General features: G+C 70.3%; 17 protein-coding genes. 10 read left to right on the forward strand and 7 right to left on the reverse strand.

What is annotated here, in order from left to right:
* Position 1: 1 nt before the first annotated feature.
* Positions 2-1,045, reverse strand: a complete 1,044-nt coding sequence (locus HYV93_17430; protein MBI2527751.1) for a carbon-nitrogen hydrolase family protein — start codon at positions 1,043-1,045, stop codon at positions 2-4.
* A gap of 270 nt (positions 1,046-1,315) precedes the next feature.
* Here HYV93_17430 and glgP point away from each other — a divergent pair, with 270 nt between their 5' ends.
* The gene (gene glgP, locus HYV93_17435; protein MBI2527752.1) at positions 1,316-2,902 is read left to right on the forward strand and encodes an alpha-glucan family phosphorylase; all 1,587 of its coding nucleotides are present in this window, start codon (positions 1,316-1,318) and stop codon (positions 2,900-2,902) included.
* A gap of 41 nt (positions 2,903-2,943) precedes the next feature.
* On the opposite strand, the gene HYV93_17440 is transcribed toward glgP, so the two are convergent.
* Both HYV93_17440 and HYV93_17445 read right to left on the reverse strand, forming a co-directional pair.
* A complete protein-coding gene (locus tag HYV93_17440) occupies positions 2,944-4,182 on the reverse strand; it encodes an MFS transporter (GenBank protein ID MBI2527753.1) in 1,239 nt (412 codons plus the stop codon).
* Complete coding sequence (locus HYV93_17445; GenBank protein ID MBI2527754.1) at positions 4,179-5,357, reverse strand: MFS transporter; 1,179 nt, start codon at positions 5,355-5,357, stop codon at positions 4,179-4,181. Before HYV93_17445 ends, HYV93_17440 begins: the two co-directional genes overlap by 4 nt.
* Positions 5,358-5,452: 95 nt before the next feature.
* On the opposite strand from HYV93_17445, the gene HYV93_17450 reads away from it, so the two are divergent.
* On the forward strand, positions 5,453-5,725 hold the full coding sequence (locus tag HYV93_17450) for an SDR family oxidoreductase (GenBank protein ID MBI2527755.1): 273 nt from the start codon (positions 5,453-5,455) through the stop codon (positions 5,723-5,725).
* Between the two features lie 7 nt (positions 5,726-5,732).
* Entirely contained in the window at positions 5,733-6,467 is a 735-nt protein-coding gene (locus HYV93_17455) for a sulfite exporter TauE/SafE family protein (GenBank protein ID MBI2527756.1), read from the forward strand.
* Positions 6,468-6,550: 83 nt separating this feature from the next.
* Here the strand turns inward: HYV93_17455 and HYV93_17460 are convergent, their stop codons facing one another.
* Positions 6,551-7,612, reverse strand: coding sequence for a DUF222 domain-containing protein (locus HYV93_17460; protein ID MBI2527757.1), 1,062 nt, complete (start codon positions 7,610-7,612; stop codon positions 6,551-6,553).
* A gap of 71 nt (positions 7,613-7,683) precedes the next feature.
* Here HYV93_17460 and HYV93_17465 point away from each other — a divergent pair, with 71 nt between their 5' ends.
* From HYV93_17465 to HYV93_17475, 3 genes are all read left to right on the forward strand, one after another.
* The gene (locus HYV93_17465; GenBank protein MBI2527758.1) at positions 7,684-7,983 is read left to right on the forward strand and encodes a hypothetical protein; all 300 of its coding nucleotides are present in this window, start codon (positions 7,684-7,686) and stop codon (positions 7,981-7,983) included.
* Between the two features lie 101 nt (positions 7,984-8,084).
* Positions 8,085-8,717 carry a helix-turn-helix domain containing protein gene (locus HYV93_17470; protein ID MBI2527759.1) on the forward strand — a complete coding sequence of 211 codons (633 nt, stop codon included), beginning with the start codon at positions 8,085-8,087 and terminating at the stop codon, positions 8,715-8,717.
* A gap of 131 nt (positions 8,718-8,848) precedes the next feature.
* Entirely contained in the window at positions 8,849-10,906 is a 2,058-nt protein-coding gene (locus tag HYV93_17475) for a recombinase family protein (protein ID MBI2527760.1), read from the forward strand.
* Here HYV93_17475 and HYV93_17480 read toward each other — a convergent pair.
* Both HYV93_17480 and HYV93_17485 read right to left on the reverse strand, forming a co-directional pair.
* Positions 10,880-11,236, reverse strand: coding sequence for a DUF222 domain-containing protein (locus HYV93_17480; GenBank protein MBI2527761.1), 357 nt, complete (start codon positions 11,234-11,236; stop codon positions 10,880-10,882). The genes HYV93_17475 and HYV93_17480 overlap by 27 nt on opposite strands.
* Before the next feature lie 760 nt (positions 11,237-11,996).
* Positions 11,997-13,319: a hypothetical protein gene (locus HYV93_17485; GenBank protein MBI2527762.1), complete on the reverse strand. Its 1,323-nt coding sequence runs from the start codon at positions 13,317-13,319 to the stop codon at positions 11,997-11,999.
* A gap of 298 nt (positions 13,320-13,617) precedes the next feature.
* Between HYV93_17485 and HYV93_17490 the strand changes: the two genes are divergently transcribed.
* The 3 genes from HYV93_17490 (at position 13,618) to HYV93_17500 (ending at position 15,000) form a co-directional block, all read left to right on the forward strand.
* Positions 13,618-14,022, forward strand: a complete 405-nt coding sequence (locus HYV93_17490) for a thioesterase (protein MBI2527763.1) — start codon at positions 13,618-13,620, stop codon at positions 14,020-14,022.
* A gap of 67 nt (positions 14,023-14,089) precedes the next feature.
* Positions 14,090-14,545 carry a MaoC family dehydratase N-terminal domain-containing protein gene (locus HYV93_17495; GenBank protein MBI2527764.1) on the forward strand — a complete coding sequence of 152 codons (456 nt, stop codon included), beginning with the start codon at positions 14,090-14,092 and terminating at the stop codon, positions 14,543-14,545.
* A gap of 2 nt (positions 14,546-14,547) precedes the next feature.
* Positions 14,548-15,000 (forward strand): MaoC family dehydratase N-terminal domain-containing protein, encoded by a 453-nt coding sequence (locus HYV93_17500; GenBank protein MBI2527765.1) that lies wholly within the window; start codon positions 14,548-14,550, stop codon positions 14,998-15,000.
* A 3-nt stretch (positions 15,001-15,003) separates the two neighbouring features.
* Here HYV93_17500 and HYV93_17505 read toward each other — a convergent pair whose 3' ends face one another.
* Complete coding sequence (locus HYV93_17505; protein ID MBI2527766.1) at positions 15,004-15,558, reverse strand: NUDIX hydrolase; 555 nt, start codon at positions 15,556-15,558, stop codon at positions 15,004-15,006.
* A 91-nt stretch (positions 15,559-15,649) separates the two neighbouring features.
* Here HYV93_17505 and HYV93_17510 point away from each other — a divergent pair, with 91 nt between their 5' ends.
* Positions 15,650-16,873, forward strand: a complete 1,224-nt coding sequence (locus HYV93_17510; GenBank protein ID MBI2527767.1) for a Zn-dependent hydrolase — start codon at positions 15,650-15,652, stop codon at positions 16,871-16,873.
* Positions 16,874-16,897 lie beyond the last annotated feature (24 nt).

The raw sequence follows: 16,897 nt of genomic DNA on the forward strand, positions 1-16,897 counted from the left end.
GTCAGCGGCGCTCCCGCTCTTGCTCGGCGCGCTCGGGCTCGCTGGCGGCGAGGTCGAGCCCGCAGCCGGCGGGCGCGGGAAGCGGGCCCTGCGAGGCCGCCAGGCCCACCGCGCGCTCCAGCGGGCGGCCGTCGATGTGGAGCTGAAGGATGTCGGGACGCGAGTAGTGGCCCCCGACGTCGCATCCGGCCTTGGCAGCCAGCACGGCCTCCAGCGAACCGTGCGCCGTGAGGATCGTCTCGCCCTTGGCGGGCCCGGCGATGATTTCGCCACGCGGATCGATGATGGCGCTGTCCCCCGTGTGATGGAAGGTGGCCAGCTCCCGGTAGCGCTCCGGGGTGTCGTCGGGGAGCCGCACGCCTCCCACCATCACGACATACGCCGCGGCCTGGGAGGCGAAGGCGCGCGACAGGAGCAGCTGGCGTGGCCACACCGACACCGGCGCGGGGGGCACGACGGAGGGCTCGCGCCCGGGCCAGGCCGCCACGTGGACCTGCGTCCCTTGCGCCATGAGCGCATAGCCGGGCAACACCATGTTGTGCTCCCAGCAGTTGAGCCCGCTGAGCCGGCCGTAGGGGCGGTCGTAGGTGCGCAGGCCCCGGGCGTCGCCCTCGCCCCAGATCGCGCGCTCGGCGTGGGTCGGCTTGAGCTTGCGATGCCGCCCGAGGATCGCGCCGTCGCGCCCGATGAAGAGCAGCGTGCAGTACACTGTCCCCCGCGTGCGCGGGTCCAGCTCGACGACGCCGATGACCACGTCGATGCCCGCCCGGCGCGCGGTGCCGCAGAGGCGGTCGGTGGTGGGGCTCGGGATCTCGACGGCATTGGCCAGGTACTCGGCAGCCGCCTTCCACCACAGCGGGCCCGGCGAGCTGAAGGCAAAGAAGGGGTAGCCGGGCAGCCAGGTCTCGCCGAAGGCCGCGAGCGTCGCGCCCCGGGCCGCCGCCTCTTCGATGAGACGGCAGGCCTTCTCGGTGGAGGCCTCGCGATCGAACGGGATGGGTGCCGCCTGCACGGCCGCCAGGGTAAACTCCTGGTAATGGGTCATCGCTCATCCTCCGGGATGCGGCCCTGCGCGCAGGGCCGGCTGGACCTCGGCCCACGCTAGCAGCGCGCGGCCGTGGGCGCAAGCCGCGGGCCCGACCAGTCCGGATCTCGACGCTCGAGTGGCCGGCAGCCATCCCGGCGCGCGGGGGGGCACCGATGCTGAGGCGATCGAGTCACGGGGAGGCGCCATGGGCAGCAACGCGGTGACAGGGACGCCCCGGGCGTCGGGGCGAGAGCCGGAAGGCAACGTCGACGCCCGGCGGGCGCCCTGATGTCACTCGTCGCGTACTTTTCCATGGAGTACGGCCTGCATGAGGAGTTCGCCTCCTACGCGGGCGGCCTCGGCGTGATGGCGGGCGACTTCGTCAAGTCCGCTGGAGATCTGGGGCTACCGGTGGTGGGGATCGGCCTCAGGTGGGCGCAGGGCTACGTCACCCAGCGGATCGGGCCCGACGGCGCCCCCGTGGATGAGTGGCACGAGCAGAGAACCGACTTCCTCGTGGACACGCGCGTGCGGATCCGCGTGCGTGTCGCGGCGCGGGAGGTCGAGTGCCGGGTCTGGCGCGTCAGCCGCTATGCCATCGCCCCGCTCTTCCTCCTCGAGCCCGTCAACGCGCGAGACCGCTGGATCACCCACAGGCTCTACGACACGCGGCCCGACTGCCGCATCGCCCAGGAGATGCTGCTCGGCATCGGCGGCGTGCGCGCGCTGGCGGCGCTCCACCTGCCCGTCGAGCTCTACCACTTCAACGAGGGGCATGCCGTCTTCGCCGGCCTCGAGCTCATCGCCTCGGCCATGGAAGCCGGGGCGGACTTCGACTCGGCCCGGCGCGCGGCCCGCGAGCGCATCGTCTTCACGACCCACACGCCCGTGCCCGCGGGCAACGAGACGCATGCCCTGGCCGACCTCGGGCGGCTGGGCGCGGGCTGCGAGCTCGTGGAGGGGGAGCTGCGCGAGATCGGCGGCGACCCGTTCAACATGACCGTGGCGGGGCTCAGGCTGGCGCGCCGGGCGAACGCCGTGGCTCAGCTCCACGGGCACACCGCCCGCGCCATGTGGGCCGACGTCGAGGATGCCGCCCCGATCATCGCCATCACCAACGGGGTACACGTGGGCAGCTGGCAGGACAAGCGCCTCCGGGCGGCACTCGCCAGCGACGAGGCCCTCCGCGCCGCGCGCCGCCTGCTGAAGGACGAGCTGCTGGCCGAGGTGGACCGCCGGACCGGCGTCCGCCTCGACCGCAACGCCCTCACGATCGGCTTCGCCCGCCGCGCCGCGACGTACAAGCGGCCGGACCTCGTGCTGCGCGATCCCGAGCGTCTGGCTCCGCTCCTCAAGGACCGGCGCCTGCAGCTGGTCTTCGCCGGCAAGGCGCACCCGGCCGATCAGGAGGGCAAGGCGGTGATCGGGCTCCTGGTCGAGACCATCCGCCAGTGGCCCGAGTCCATCGTCTTCCTCGACAACTACGACATGGGGCTGGGACGCCTCCTCACCCGCGGCTGTGACGTCTGGCTCAACACGCCGCGGCGGCCGATGGAGGCCAGCGGCACCTCCGGGATGAAGGCGGCCATGAACGGGGTGCTCAACTTCTCCGTGCTCGACGGCTGGTGGCCGGAAGGGTGCGAGCCCGGCGAGACGGGGTGGGCCATCGGCGACGGGGAGGAGAACGACGCCAGCCGGGACCTCTCCGACCTGCGCTCGCTCTTCGACACGCTCGAGGGCGAGGTGCTCCCGGCCTTCGCCGATCCGGCGCGCTGGACGCGGATGATGCGGGCGTCGATCCGCATGGCGACCGAGCGCTTCTCCTCCGACCGGATGGTCCAGGAGTACTTCGCCCGCCTCTACGCCCCCGGATAGCCCGGTGGCCGTGTCGGCCGAGGATCCTCACCGCGCCTTTCTCACCTCGGCCGGCCGGCAAGACCGGTCTCGCGCGTGAAGCAGGCGGCCACGAACCCCAGCGCCTGCACGGCGGCGCAGGCCAGGAAGGCCGCGGGGAAGCTGCCAGAGGCGTCCAGCACCACCCCCAGCAGGACGGGGACCACGAGCGCCCCGAGGAAGGTGAAGGTGTTCACGACGCCGGAGGCGGTGCCCACCAGCTCCGACGGGAACAGCTCGGTGATCATGACGAACGGGGTGACCATGCCACCCAGCACGAGCCCCGTGAGGACCGCCACCGCGACGGCCCCTCCGGCCCCCGAGCCGGGCACGACGAGCGCGAAGGCCAGGCACACGGGCACGCTCATCCCCTGGCTGAAGAGCCACACCGCCTTCCGCCGCCCGAGCCGATCCGAGATGAGGCCCGCCGCCGGCCACGAGATGATCGTTCCCGAGGTCATGAGCGCCGTCACCAGTCCGGCCGTCGAGCGGCTGAGTCCCTCGCTGCGCACGAGAAAGGCGGGCAGCCACGTCACGAGACTGAGGTAGGCGCCGTAGGAGAGGAGCACCGCCAGGTTGAAGGTCCACAGGGCCGGCATCCGGAGCACGGTCAGCAGGTCCCCCAGCGGACCGCCGCTGCCCGTCGCCGCGAGGGTGGGGCCATCGGGAGCGCGGCGCGAAGCGGCCTGCCCCGTGACGAGCGGCCCGGGGCGGATGACGAGGAAGATGGCCAGCAGCGTGACGAGCGCCGGGACGACCGTGAGGGCGTAGCCCAGGCGCCAGCCGAAGCGGTCGGCCAGGAGCGGGATCCCCAGCAGGGCCGCCGTGCCACCGATGCCGCCCCCCGCCGAGAAGATGCCGGTGACGCGCCCGCGCTCGCGCGGGGGGAACCACTCGTTCATCAGCCGGAGCCCCGGCAACCACACGGCCGCGGCGCCCAGTCCCACGAGGCAGCGGCCCACGAGGCCCTGGGCGTAGCTCGCGCTCGCGGCGAACACCCCGATGCCCAGCAGCAGCACCGTCAGGAAGGAGAGCATCACGCGCCGCGCCCCGAGGCGATCGGTCATGATGCCGATGGGCACCTGCACGGCCGTGTAGGTCCAGAAGTACGCCGTCATGATCGTCCCCGCGGCCGTGTACGTGATGCCGAGCTCCGCGATGAAGATGGGGATGAGCGGGGCGAAGCCCACGCGGTGGATATGGGTTTGCATGAAGGCGAGCGTGCAGACGCCGAGGACCACCCAGCGATGGCCGAGGCTCACGCGGTTGCCCGCCTGGTCGCAGGCATCCCGGGAGGGAGCAAGGCAATCAGCGCGGCGAGCGCGCAGACGGCGGCGGCAGCGAGGAAGGCGGCACCGAAGGCGCCCGGAAAGCCGAGGCGGCCCTCGAGGGCGCTGAACACCATAGCCGTCGCCTGGACACCGAGCACCGTGCCGAGGGTCCGGCTCATGAAGGCCAGTCCGCCGGCCACTCCCTGTCGCGCCGCCGGAAAGGCGGCCATGGCCTGGGAAAGATTGGGCACCTGGAAGAGACCGAGGCCGAGCCCCACGAGGAGCAGGCCGGCGGCGACCCATGCCGGCGCCGTCGCCTCGGAGCAGCGGCCGATGGCGAAGAGCCCCGCGGCCTCGGCCACGAGTCCCGCCAGGACCGGTCGGCGGCTGCCGATCCGGTCGGTGAGCCAGCCGGCCAGCGGCGCCACGGCCGCCGTCCCCAGGGGCGTGAGCATGAACAGGAGGCCGCCGACTCTCGGCGCGAGCCCGAGCACGCCCACGAGGTAGAACGGCGCCAGGAGCCAGACGGCGAACTGCGCCCAGTTCGCCAGCGCGGCCAGCGAGAGCGTGCGCAGCACGGGCCAGCGGAGCCACTCCCGCCTCGGGGGGAGCTGCCAGGCGCCGCCTCCGCGCGAGGGCCCGAGCCAGAGCGTCGCGGCCAGCGCGCTGCCGAACGCCAGCGGCGCGCGGAAGAGGAACGCGGCCCGCCAGCCAAAGGCGTCCACGAGAACGCCCCCGACCGCGGGCCCCACGGAGAAGCCCACCCCCATCCCCAGCGTCAGCCGCCCGAGCCCCCGGCCGTGACGCTCACGGGGCAGCGCCAGCGTCACCAGCGCCGGCGCCGTGCCGTACACGAGGCCGCCGCCCACTCCCTGCACCACGCGAGCAACGAGCAAGGCCCCGAACGACCCGACAGCCAGGTAGCCGAGGAAGGCGGCACCGGAGAGCCAGAGCCCGGCGCCGAAGACCCGCCCGGGACCGAGGCGATCGGCCAGGAGCCCCGCGCCGAGCGAGGTCAGCGCGTAGGTGAGGACGTAGCAGATGATGACCCAGCGCACCCCCGCCGGCCCCGTCCCGAAGGCGGCCGCCAGCGCGGGAAGGGTGATGTTGATGGAGGAGTCGAGGGAGACCACGAGGGCCCCGAGGGCGGCAAGGGAGACTGGCACCCGTCGAGTATAATGCGCCGGGAGGAGCACGGGCCATGCGCTTGAGGCATCAGGTCGCGCTCGTCACGGGAGCGGGGCGCGGGATCTGACAGGCCATCGCCCTGGCCCCCCACGGGATCCGCGTCAACGCCATCGGCCCGGGCACGGTGGTCACCGGCCTCACCCGTCATCTCCTCGGAAGGAAGGCCTGGCGGGAGGCCGTCTTCATGCGGACCCCGATGCAGCGCGTGGCCCAGCCGCGGGAGATCGCCGAGGTGGCCGTGTTCCTCGCCTCGGCGGCCTCCTCCCACATGACGGGCAGCACGGTGTACGTGGACGGCGGCCGGCTCGCGCTCAACGGGCTGATGCCGCGCCCGAAGCCGCGGTAGCCCGCAGGTGCCCTCCCTGGAGGGCTGGTTCCTCCTCGGCGTCGGAGCCATCGTGGCCTCGACGATCGGGGGCGTCGCCGGCTTCGGCGCCGGCGTCATCATGCTGCCCCTCATCGCCTGGACCATCGGCATCAAGGCCACGGTGCCGGTGCTCACGGTGGCCATGCTGCTCGGCAACGGCGCCCGCGTCTGGTTCAGCCGCGACGAGGTGGACGGGCGCGTCGTGGCCGCCTTCCTGCTGGGCGCGGTCCCGTCGGGGATCGGCGGGGCGCTGCTCTACACGCGGATGGAAGGCGAGTGGATCAGCCGCATCCTCGGCGGCTTCCTGCTCGTCGCCGTGCCGCTCCGCCGCTGGCTCGCGGGCCACGGCGCGCGCGTGAGGCTCGGCCACTTCCCGCTGATCGGCGGTGTCTTCGGCGGGCTCTCCTCGCTGGTGGGCGCCGTGGGGCCGATCATGAGCCCGTTCTTTCTCAACTACGGCCTCCGCAAGGGCGCCTACATCGCCACCGACGCCCTCTGCTCCGTCGGCATGTACATCGCCCGGGGCTTCGTCTTCCAGAAGTACGACCTCATGACCGGCCCCACCGTGGCGGCGGGACTCTACATCGGCGTCGTGATGATCGGCGGCGCCTGGGCGGGGCGCCGGATCCTCGAGCGGATGAGCGAGCACACGTTCCTGCGGCTGATCGAGGCATTGCTCGTCGTCTTCGGGCTGCAATTCCTGCTCTTCCCGTCCCGGTAGCGCGGCGCCCTCCCGCGACCGCCGCCAACCCCACTGCGGCCCACGGGGCCGAACCGAGGAGCCCGCCTCGCGTAATGGTGTGATCACACGGCGCGCGTAGCCAGGGGATGCAGGACGCCGATCGCCCAGCCCACATCCAGCCGCTCCCCCAGCCAGCCCGGACATGCCGTCCGCGCGTGGAGCCTCAGCCCCTGCGCCTTGTGCGTCGCTCGGAGAGCCTGCACCGGCTCGCCCGGCACCGCGGCCGGCGGCGGGACCTCGGACAGGGGCCGGCCGTCCGGCCTTCGGAAGTGCAGCGCGCCGTCGGACTCTCGATAAACCCGATAGCCCTCCTCGTGCACCGCCCGGTGGTGCCGGCGACAGAGGAGCGCCAGGTTCGAGAGCGTCGTCGGGCCCCCCTCCGCCCAGTGGCGCAGGTGATGCCCCTGGCCGAACGGCAGCCCGCAGCCCGGGAAGCGGCACCCCCGGTCCCGGTGCTCCAGCGCCCGCCGTAACGCCGGCGGAATTGTCCGCGTTCGCGCCCCGATCTCGACAAGCCGCCCGTCCTGGTCGTGCCGCATCACCACCCGGCTCGCCTCGCACGCCAGCCGCCGCGACGTTTCCGCGGAAACGTGTGAACCGTCCGCGAGGACGGACTGGCCAGCCTGCTCCGGGTCCGCCAGCACCGGGGCATCGACATGCACCACCACCTGGTACCGCTCTCCCGGGGCACCGGGATCGAGCCCATGGTGCAGCGCCGTCTCCGCCACCAGCGCCAGCGCATCTGCCCGCTGCTGGGCCACGGTCGGGGGCGCGACAGACGGGTCAGCCGGGCGAGGGGCCACCTCCGCGCCTCGAGCCCGCTGGTACAGCGTCTCGCGGCCGGCTTCCAGCGCCCGCAGGAGCAGCGCCCCCACCTCAGGCTCGAGCCTGCCCCGGACCACCACCATGCCGTCCTCGTCCTGGTGGACGTGAAGCGCCCGGCTCGCGTGCCGCCGCGCGCTCTCCCGCGCTTCCGCCTTCCGGTCCACCAGCCGCCAGCCCCGCACGATCCGCTCGACGTGAGCGGCCGTCCCCGCCCGCCCCACCGCCAGGAGCCGCGCTTCCGTCTCCGGCGTGGCCACGCGGGTCAGGGCCCGGACCTTCGAGTCGGCCGTCGACTGCACAGGAGTGCCACACCGGACCGCAAGCCTTCGAGGTCACCCATCCCTTCCATCCGCTACTCGGCAAGCAATTCCTGCTGATCTCGCGCTGGCGGAACTGGGGCGGAGACCGGGTGCTGTTCGAGGATGGAGGCCGCGTGCGTTCGCTGCCCACGGCGTGGACGAGCATCGCGAACCCAGACCCGTTCGTGGCCGTCTCAGCTGGCCGTTCCTTCTTCCGGATCCACGATCTCCTGGCGTTGGTAGACCTGATCGGGCGGCTGTCCCAGGCGCCTGGCCGTTGTAAAGGGGATTCTGCCGGCTCTGTAAGGGGGACTATGCCGGCGGCGCCGGCGGCCTCAGAGCCGAGGTCTGGGCATGAAGACCGGACATAAGTCGACACTGCGCCACAGCGTCGCCAATATCCCTTGGCCCCCTTAGACATATGTCACATAATTATACGTACACAATGCAAGTCGTCCGAATGGGAGACGGCATGGCGAAGGCGGCCCGGCAGGATGCGAAGGCCCGCGCGCTGGCGGAGCAGGGCGTGCTCAACCCTACCCCCGACCGCGTGACGGACGAGCGGTTCCGGACCACGGAGTTCTTCGATCCGCGCGACCTGGTGCAGGTGAAGTACGAGATGCTGCGCCGCGCGCGCGCCGGTGGCGCGACGGTGACGGCGGCGACGCAGGCCTTCGGCTTGTCGCGGCCGACGTACTACCAGGCCCAGCGGGCGCTGGCCACGGCGGGTCTGCCGGCGTTGGTCCCGAAGCGGCCAGGGCCCAAGGGCGCCCACAAGTTGACGGAGGAGGTGATGGCGTTCATCGAGGGGGTGCGCCAGAAGGATCCCGCCGTGACGGCCGCGGCGCTCAGCCAGCGCGTGCGGGCACGCTTCGGCTTGGCCGTCCATCCGCGGAGCATCGAGCGCGCCCGAGCGCGCCGGAAAAAAAACACCGGAGAACCCCGTGAACGCGTGGAGAGTCGACCCCGAGTGGACCGCGCGCTACGAGCGACTCCGAGCGCACGCCACCGGCGAAGTCCCCCTCGACTTCGTTCCTCTCGGCCTCGCCCTCCTGCGGCACCGGGGCGTGGCCGCGTGGATGACCGCGGAGGGCTCGCGCCATGACGTGGCATCCCGCGAGGGCGCCGGGCGCGCGCGCGACGATACGTCCCGCGACACGGACCATACGGACCGATCCGAGCTCGTCCGACTGCTCGCCAACGCTGCGTTACGCATCGCCACCCGAGGAGCGCCCGATGAATCCGGCCATCTCGAAGGTCACCGCCGACCATCTCCGACGGGATGCGTACCTCTACGTGCGCCAGTCCTCGCTGCACCAGTTGGTGGAGAACACCGAGAGCACGCAGCGGCAGTATGCGCTGCGCCACCGCGCGGTGGCGCTGGGCTGGGCGCTGGAGCAGGTTGTGGTGATCGACGAGGATCTGGGGCAGTCGGCTTCCGGAGCCATGCCCCGCACGGGCTTCCAACGTCTGGTCGCTGAGGTCGGGATCGGACGGGCGGGCATCGTGCTCGGCCTCGAGGTCTCCCGACTGGCCCGGAGCTCGACCGACTGGCACCGCTTGCTCGAGATCTGCGCCCTCACCGACACGCTCATCCTCGACGAGGACGGTTTGTACCATCCGGGGCACTTCAACGACCGGTTGCTCTTGGGGCTCAAGGGCACGATGAGCGAAGCGGAGCTCCATGTCCTCCACGCCCGGCTCCAGGGCGGCATCCTCAACAAGGCCCGCCGTGGGGAGCTGCGGCTGGCGTTGCCGGCAGGCTTGGTTCACGATGCCGCCGGCCGCGTCGTCCGCGACCCGGATGCGCGGGTGCGTGCGAGCGTGGAGCTGTTTTTCGAAACGTTTCGCCGGGTCGGGTCGGCCTCCGCGGTGGTCACGTACTTCCGGATCCACTCGCTGCACTTCCCGCGGCGGGTGCGCACGGGCAGCCGGCGGGGCGAGCTGGTCTTCCAGCCGCTCGTCCATTCCCGGGCGATTCGCATTCTCCACAGTCCGCGCTATGCCGGCGCCTTCGCCTACGGGCGCAGCCGGCTGCGCCGCAAGCCGGAGGGTGGGGTCCGGATCCAAACGCTGCCCCGCCGGGAGTGGCAGGTCCTGATCCCCGACGTCCACGAGGGCTACATCACATGGGCGGAGTACGAGGCCAATGTGCAGCGGCTCCACGAGAGCGCGCGGGCGTACGGCCAGGATCGGTGCTGGAGCCCGCCCCGCGAAGGACCGGCGCTCCTGCAGGGGCTTGCCGTGTGCGGGACCTGTGGCGAACGCATGACCACGCAGTATCACGTCCGCGACGACAGCACGCGAGTCCCGAGATACGTTTGCCAGCTCCCTCGGCTGCAGCGCGGCGAGCCGCTGTGCCAGAGCGTGGCGGGCCGGGACCTGGATCAGACGATCGGCGAGCTGCTCATCGAGACGATGACGCCGCTCAGCCTCGATCTGGCCTTGTCGGTCGGGGACGAGCTCCGCGCCCGGGCCGCGGAGGTGGACCGCCTGCGCCGCCACGAGATCGAGCACGCCCGATACGAGGCGGAACTCGCGGAGCGACGGTACCGGCGGGTCGATCCCGATCATCGCCTGGTCGCCGATACCCTTGAAGCTGACTGGAACGAAAAACTCCGGGCTCTCGCCGACGCCCACGCGCAGTACGCGCGACAGACGGCGGCGGACCAGAAGGAACTCGACGACGCACGGCGCCAGGAGATTCTCCGCCTCGCCACCGACGTGCCACGCCTGTGGCGCGATCCCCGGACGCCCGCCCGCGAGAAGAAGCGGATCGCCCAGCTCCTCATCGAGGACGTCACGTTGATCCGAGACCACCACATCACTGCTCACGTCCGGTTCAAAGGCGGCGCTACCCGGACGCTGACGCTGCCCCTCCCACGCTCCGCCGCCGATCTTCGGCGAACCGATGCGGAGATCGTCGAACGCGTCGATCAGCTCCTGAACCACCACACCGAAGCTGAGGTCCTCGAATTGCTCAACGCCGAGGGCCGCCGCACCGGGACGGGACTGCCCTTCACCCGAGCGCGCCTTCACGATCTCTGCATGCGCCACCACCTCAAGAGCCGCTACGATCGGCTTCGGGACCGGGGGTTCTGGACCTTGGGGGAGATGGCCAAGCACCTTGGCGTGGTGCCTACAACCATCCAACGGTGGTACGCCGCTGGTCTGCTCAAGGCCCACGCGTGCGGATCGCACCGCCGATCTCAGCGGCTCTATGAACCGCCGGGCCTGAATCCACCCAGGCCTCAGCAGGGCAAGAAGCTACTTCACACTCCAACCCAGCAATGAGGTGCAGTATGGAGCCCACGCCTTCGCGTACGAGAGCTCCCCGCGGGCGAGGGCCTGGCCCAGAAGCGGTAGCGTCCCCAGCGCGCGCGCCACTCGCACCCGCTCGCGGGCCGCTCCGAGATCGAGCCCCACCCGCCAGCTCAGCCAGGCGGCGCACGAGCGGAACCCGGTGTTCCAGCCGCCGCGTGCGTCAAACTCGCGGATCAGGTCGAGGAGGCGGGCGGTGGCCGCCTCCAGATGCGCCGACAGCTCGGCGATCTCTTCCCCCAGCCGGTCCAGCGCCGCAACACGCTGCGGGGTGGCGTGGAGCGCTTGCGCGTGGCTCTGCATGGTAAGTCCTCCTCCTCTTGAGGCGACTCTACACCCCGGTTTCGGAGCCAACTGGGGGCGTCCAGGACGAGCGATGGCGAGGGGAGCGATGATTTCCGCTCCCGCCGCTCGCGGTCGCCCGCCGCCGGACCCATGCGGGCCGCTGGGCCGGCATTTTCCGAGCGCGGCGGGCACGCGGTCATTCCTCGCGGACGAGGTTGTCAAGCGGAAAGTGCAGGCGGCGTCCCGCCGGCCCGGGCGACCATCGTCTTCCCCGCACCCGTGGCGAGCGTGAGCGCGAGTCGCATGAGCTCCGGGGAAGAGGGGGCGGACGCCGGTCAGCTCGTGGTGGCGGACACCAGGCGCCTGTGCCCCGCGCTGCTCTTGTGTTTCTCCGCCGTGGGCACGGGCGTCATGAAGCAGGGCGGTCCGACGCGCCTCGATGGTGTCCCCGGTGGGCTGTCCCTGCTCAGAATGTATGCGTTGACGAAGCGGGTGTCACGAGCCGTTCTCGCTCGCTTGACGGCCCCCTACGACCCGCCGCACTGCCCAATGTTCACGGGCTCCGGGTTTAATGTCCCGCGTCACCGGCCGTCCCCTTGCCGCACGGCAATTCCCCATGCGCGAGGCACCGAGACTTGCGCCAACGTCGCGCGCTGTCCACATAACGACCACGCTCACCTTCCCGGGCCGCTACAAGAGCTTGTTGTCGCGCGAAACCAGTCACGCGGCCCCGGTCAGGTGCGGCGCCTGGTCCAGCGAACTTCTTGGCATCGCTTACCTACACCTTCCATTCATCCAGGAGTTCCTCGAAAGACCTCACACGCTTATGGCTCTGCGCCCTCGGAAGAACGGCTATGATGCGGCTGGCTACGTTCGCATCCGGGTCTGCGATTTCAACAAGTCGCAGGGCCGAATTTGCATCCGCTGCCGCGCGGAAGAGCATCCGAATTGACGTGTCGGCAGGCGCCATGCTGAAGCCAATGAACACGATCCTCTCCGCAGCCGCGAGGGCTTGCAGCGCGAGTCCGTACAGCAATTGCGGTAGCCACATGGTTGAACTGCCGAGCGGTAGAGGACTTCCCGTTGGGTCGTGGAGGAACTGGGCGGAGAAGCTGTATTCTGCCTTGTACGTGCTGGGCGGGATCATGAACCGCTCGTAGTACCCTCCGGGTTCCCCTTCCACAACCACTCGTTTGAAGAAGTTGTCGGTAGCTTGGAAGAACGCTGGATGAACGTCGCGAATGCGGTTCCCTACACCAATGGGCTCCGGGACAGTGCGATAACCCTCGACGAAGCCGGAGGGACCATCTCCGGTGCCCTGGACGAACCGAAAGTGCCAGTTGCTGGAGCCGTGAAGCTTCGGCACCCTAAACGTTGAGGGGTGGTTGGGAGCATCCCCGGCAAAACGCAAATCACACCTCTCCGAGGTCGGTCGAAGTCCGTACCCCGTAAGGTACGACCAATCCGCTGGGCGCTCTCGGGTCAAGTGCTGTTCGACCAGGAGGTCGTAGTTGAACGTGATGACCGTGTCACCCTGTTCAAAGTGCCGTGCCAGGCGCGAAACGTTCGACGTGTCCTCTTCCTCCGACAACACCCCAAGTGTGTGGGCGATGGCGTCGAGTAACTCCATCTTGACGATCCGCAGGAAGTTCTCATGGAGGTGGGGGAAAGCCTCGCTGCCGTAAGAAGCCGAGTAGCACGCACGCATCCAATCTTGGTACGGACCGCGCAGCAACTGCGCGACATCGTCCCGGTAAGGCTCGGGGAAATACTCCTGAAAGAACTGGGTGCCCGAACCCCGGTCCCCGCTCGCTAGCATTAAGTGATCGGTAATACGGCTCTCAAACTCGATCGCTGCGTAAAGCTCTTCGACATTGGTCCGGTCCCAGTCGGCGTGAAGTCTGCCAGCGCTTGAAGTCATATCCCGAACGGGTGCGAACCGAGCTAGGTAGAGGGCCAAGGCCGGGAGGTGGGAATCCTCCCTTTCGCAAACGATCTCTCTGATCCGCTCGACGAGTTCGTTTGTACCAGGGAACCTTGTCCTGCCTCCGGACTTTGCCCCGATTGACGCGCCGGCACCTAAAACGAAGACCGTTGACACGCTCTATTCCTCCATCCCCACGAGTTGCAAGTCCACGGATTTCAACCAACAGACCAGCCCGCCGAACGAATAAGGTTCTATCCGTCGGGCGGCGCGGACAGGAGTCGTCGAGAGCAGCCTTCCCGGCGGGGAGAACAGGTTGGACCAAACCCCGCCGAGGGTCGCCCCATGGGGATTCTATCTCAGGGGAGGAGTGCGGGGAATGAGGGACGGGGGCGTGGTGGGGCACGTGGAGTGACCCCGCGCCTCCGCAGGACGACGTTGACCCCGGACGGGGAGTCGCGGTAGAACAGGGGCCATGACGACACCACCCAGCGCCGGACAGGTCGGAGAGATCGAGATCACGGTCACGGCGGACCGGACCGCGGATGCCATGGGCAACCGCGGCGTCCACGTCCTGGCCACCCCCTACGTCGTCGGCCTGCTGGAGGAGGCCGCGATTGCCGCCATCAAGGCGAGCACGCCGCCCGGTGGGGGGAGCGTCGGCACCACGATCGAGATGAAGCACCTGGCCGCCACGCCGGTGGGCATGAAGGTGCGCGCCAGGGCCACCGTGCTGGAGACGGACGGCAAGCGCGTCGTGTTCGCGGTCGAGGCCTTCGACGACAAGGAGAAGATCGCCGAGGGGCGGCACGAGCGCTTCATCGTGGGCGACATGGCGCGCTTCCTGGAGCGGGCGATGAAGAAAGGGAGTGCGAGATGAGGCGCGGCCGACGAGCCGAAGGCGAGGAGCGCGACGAGGCGAGGGCTGACATGGTCGGGAGGGCCTGATGCCCATCCAGATCGACCCGAGCGTCAAGGGCAAGGAGTACCCGCCCTTCGTGGTCACCGTGGAGCGCGGCAAGATCAAGGAGTTCGCCCGTGCCATCGGGGACCTCTCCCCCTTCTACCTGGATGACGCCGTGGGGCGGGCCTCGCAGTGGGGCGACATCATCGCGCCGCCCACCTTCCCGGTGACCTTCCGCGACGAGTCGCACGACACCGCCGCGCTCCTGAAGGAGCTGGGCACCGACATCTCGCGCGTGCTGCACGGGGAGCAGGAGTTCGAGCACTTCAAGCCGATCCGCCCGGGCGACACCTTCCTCTGCCGGACGAGGGTCCTGGACATCTACGAGAAGAGCGGCAAGTCCGGCCCCATGGCCTTCGTCGTGCGCGAGACGACCATCACCGACGGGGACAACGACATCGTGGCCACGATCCGGCATATCACGGTGATCCGGCTCTGATCATGAAATACGCCAAGGTCTACTTCGAGGACGTGGAGGTCGGCGCCGAGATGCCGCCGCTCGTCAAGGGACCGATCCAGCAGATCCAGCTCACCCGCTACGCCGGGGCCTCCGGAGACTTCAACCCGATCCACCAGGATCCCGCCTTCGCGCGGGCGGCCGGCATGGGCAATGTCTTCGCCCACGGCATGCTCTCCATGGGGTTCGTGGCCCAGTCGGTGACGGACTGGCTGGGCGTTGGCGCGGTGCAGAAGATCGGCGTGCGCTTCGCGGGGCTCGTGCGTCTGGGGGACCTGATCACGTGCCGCGGCAAGATCGTCGCCAAGCGCCCCGCCAAGGAGGCCGGCCGCGGCCAGGGCGTGGTGGATCTGGAGCTCCGGGCCGAGAACCAGCGGGGCGAGAAGGTGATCACCGGCAAGGCGACCGTCGCCCTCCTCTGCCGCGAGGAGTCCTAGCCCTCAGTCTCCCGCGCGGCGGGGCCAGGTCGCCACGTCGCGCCCTGACAGGAAATCGCGGAGCGCGGCCTGGGTGGACGGGAAAGCCAGCTCCTCCCAGGGGATCTCCTGCGGCGTCACCCACTCGAGCCTGTCGTTCTCGTGGCAGCACGTCAGGCTTCCGCCCGTGACTGCGGCCCCGTAGACGACGACCACGATGGGCGTGCCGGGATAGGAGTAGACGCCGACGAGCCCCCCGAGCGTCACGCTGAGCCCCGTCTCCTCGTGGGTCTCGCGCAGGGCGGCCGCCTCCACGGGCTCCCCCCACTCCACGTAGCCGCCGGGGAAGGTCCACTTGCCATGGGCCGGGCTGATGGCCCGGCGCGTGAGGAGGATGCGGCCATCCTCGGCGGGAATGGTCCCCGCCACCACCTTGTGGTTCAGGTAGAAGACGAAGTGGCACCGGGAGCAGACCATCTCGGGCTTCCCGTCGGGTGGCACGGGCTGGCGCAGCAGCGGTCCGCCGCACAGGGGGCAGAAGCGGATCGCCTCCGGGGTGAGCTGGCGATGCACGGCCATGACCCGGAAAGTTTACCACGCGCCCCGCCCGGCCCGGGCTCGGCCCATGCTAATATTCATCCCGCTTCATGCCGGCAGCCGGGGGGGCCCGATGCGGATCAACCGGGGGCGACTCGAAGAGAGCATGGAGGCGCTCGGCCGCGTCGGCGAGACGCCCGGGGGCGGGCTCACGCGCCTCGCGCTCTCCGACGAGGACCGGCGCGGGCGCGATCTCCTGGTGGGCTGGCTCGAGGGTGCGGGGCTCCGGGTGAGCGTCGATCGGATGGGCAACATCTTCGGCCTGCGCCCGGGCGCCGAGGCGCTCCCACCGGTGTTCATGGGCTCGCATGCCGACTCCGTCCCCACCGGGGGGAAGTACGACGGTCAGCTGGGCGTGCTCTGCGCCCTCGAGGCGATCCGCGCGCTCAACGACCACGGCATGCAGACCCGGCATCCGGTGGGCATGATCATCTTCACCAACGAGGAAGGCGCCCGCTTCCAGCCTGCCATGGTCGGTTCCGGGGTCATGGCCGGCAAGATCTCGCTGGAGGACGCCTACAACGCGTGCGACCGCGACGGCAAGCGGCTCGGGGAGGAGCTCGAGCGGATCGGCTATCTGGGGCCCGAGCCCTGCATCCCCCGCCCCATTCGCGCCTATCTCGAGCTGCACATCGAGCAGGGCCCCATCCTCGAGGAAGAGGGGGTGCCGGTGGGCGTCGTGGAGGGCATCGTGGCCATCTCCTGGTCCCGCCTCACGCTCCACGGCGTGCAGGACCACGCCGGCCCCACGCCCATGCGGATGCGGCGCGACGCCCTGGTCGCCGCTGCGGAGATCGTCCAGGGGGTGCGCGAGATCCCGCGACGCATCCAGGGGAACATCGTGGCCACGGTCGGGCGCCTCGACGTCATGCCCAATATCGCCAACGCCATCCCCGGACGGGTGGCCCTGTCCATCGACCTGCGTGATCCCGACGAGCACAACGTCACCCGCGCCCTGGGCATGCTGGATCGGCTCGTCAAGCAGGCGGCGCGGCGGGAGCACGTCACCTACCAGCTCGAGCACTACTGGCGCGTCCCGCGCACCGTGTTCGACGCGGAGGTGGTGGGCGCCGTGGAGCGGGCCGCCACGAGCCTCGGCTGCAGCCACCGACGCATCCTCTCCGGCGCCGGCCACGACGCCCAGTACATGGCGGCCATCGCCCCCACCGGGATGATCTTCGTGCCCTCGCGCGCCGGACGGAGCCACTGCGAGGAGGAGTTCACGCCGATGGACGAGGTGGAGCCCGGGGCCAACACGCTCCTGCTCGCCGCCGCCGAGCTGGCCGGCGCCGGCTGACCGTCGCCGCCGGGTGCGCCCCGC

It is taken from the genome of Candidatus Rokuibacteriota bacterium, assembly GCA_016188005.1.
GTDB lineage: Bacteria > Methylomirabilota > Methylomirabilia > Rokubacteriales > CSP1-6 > UBA12499.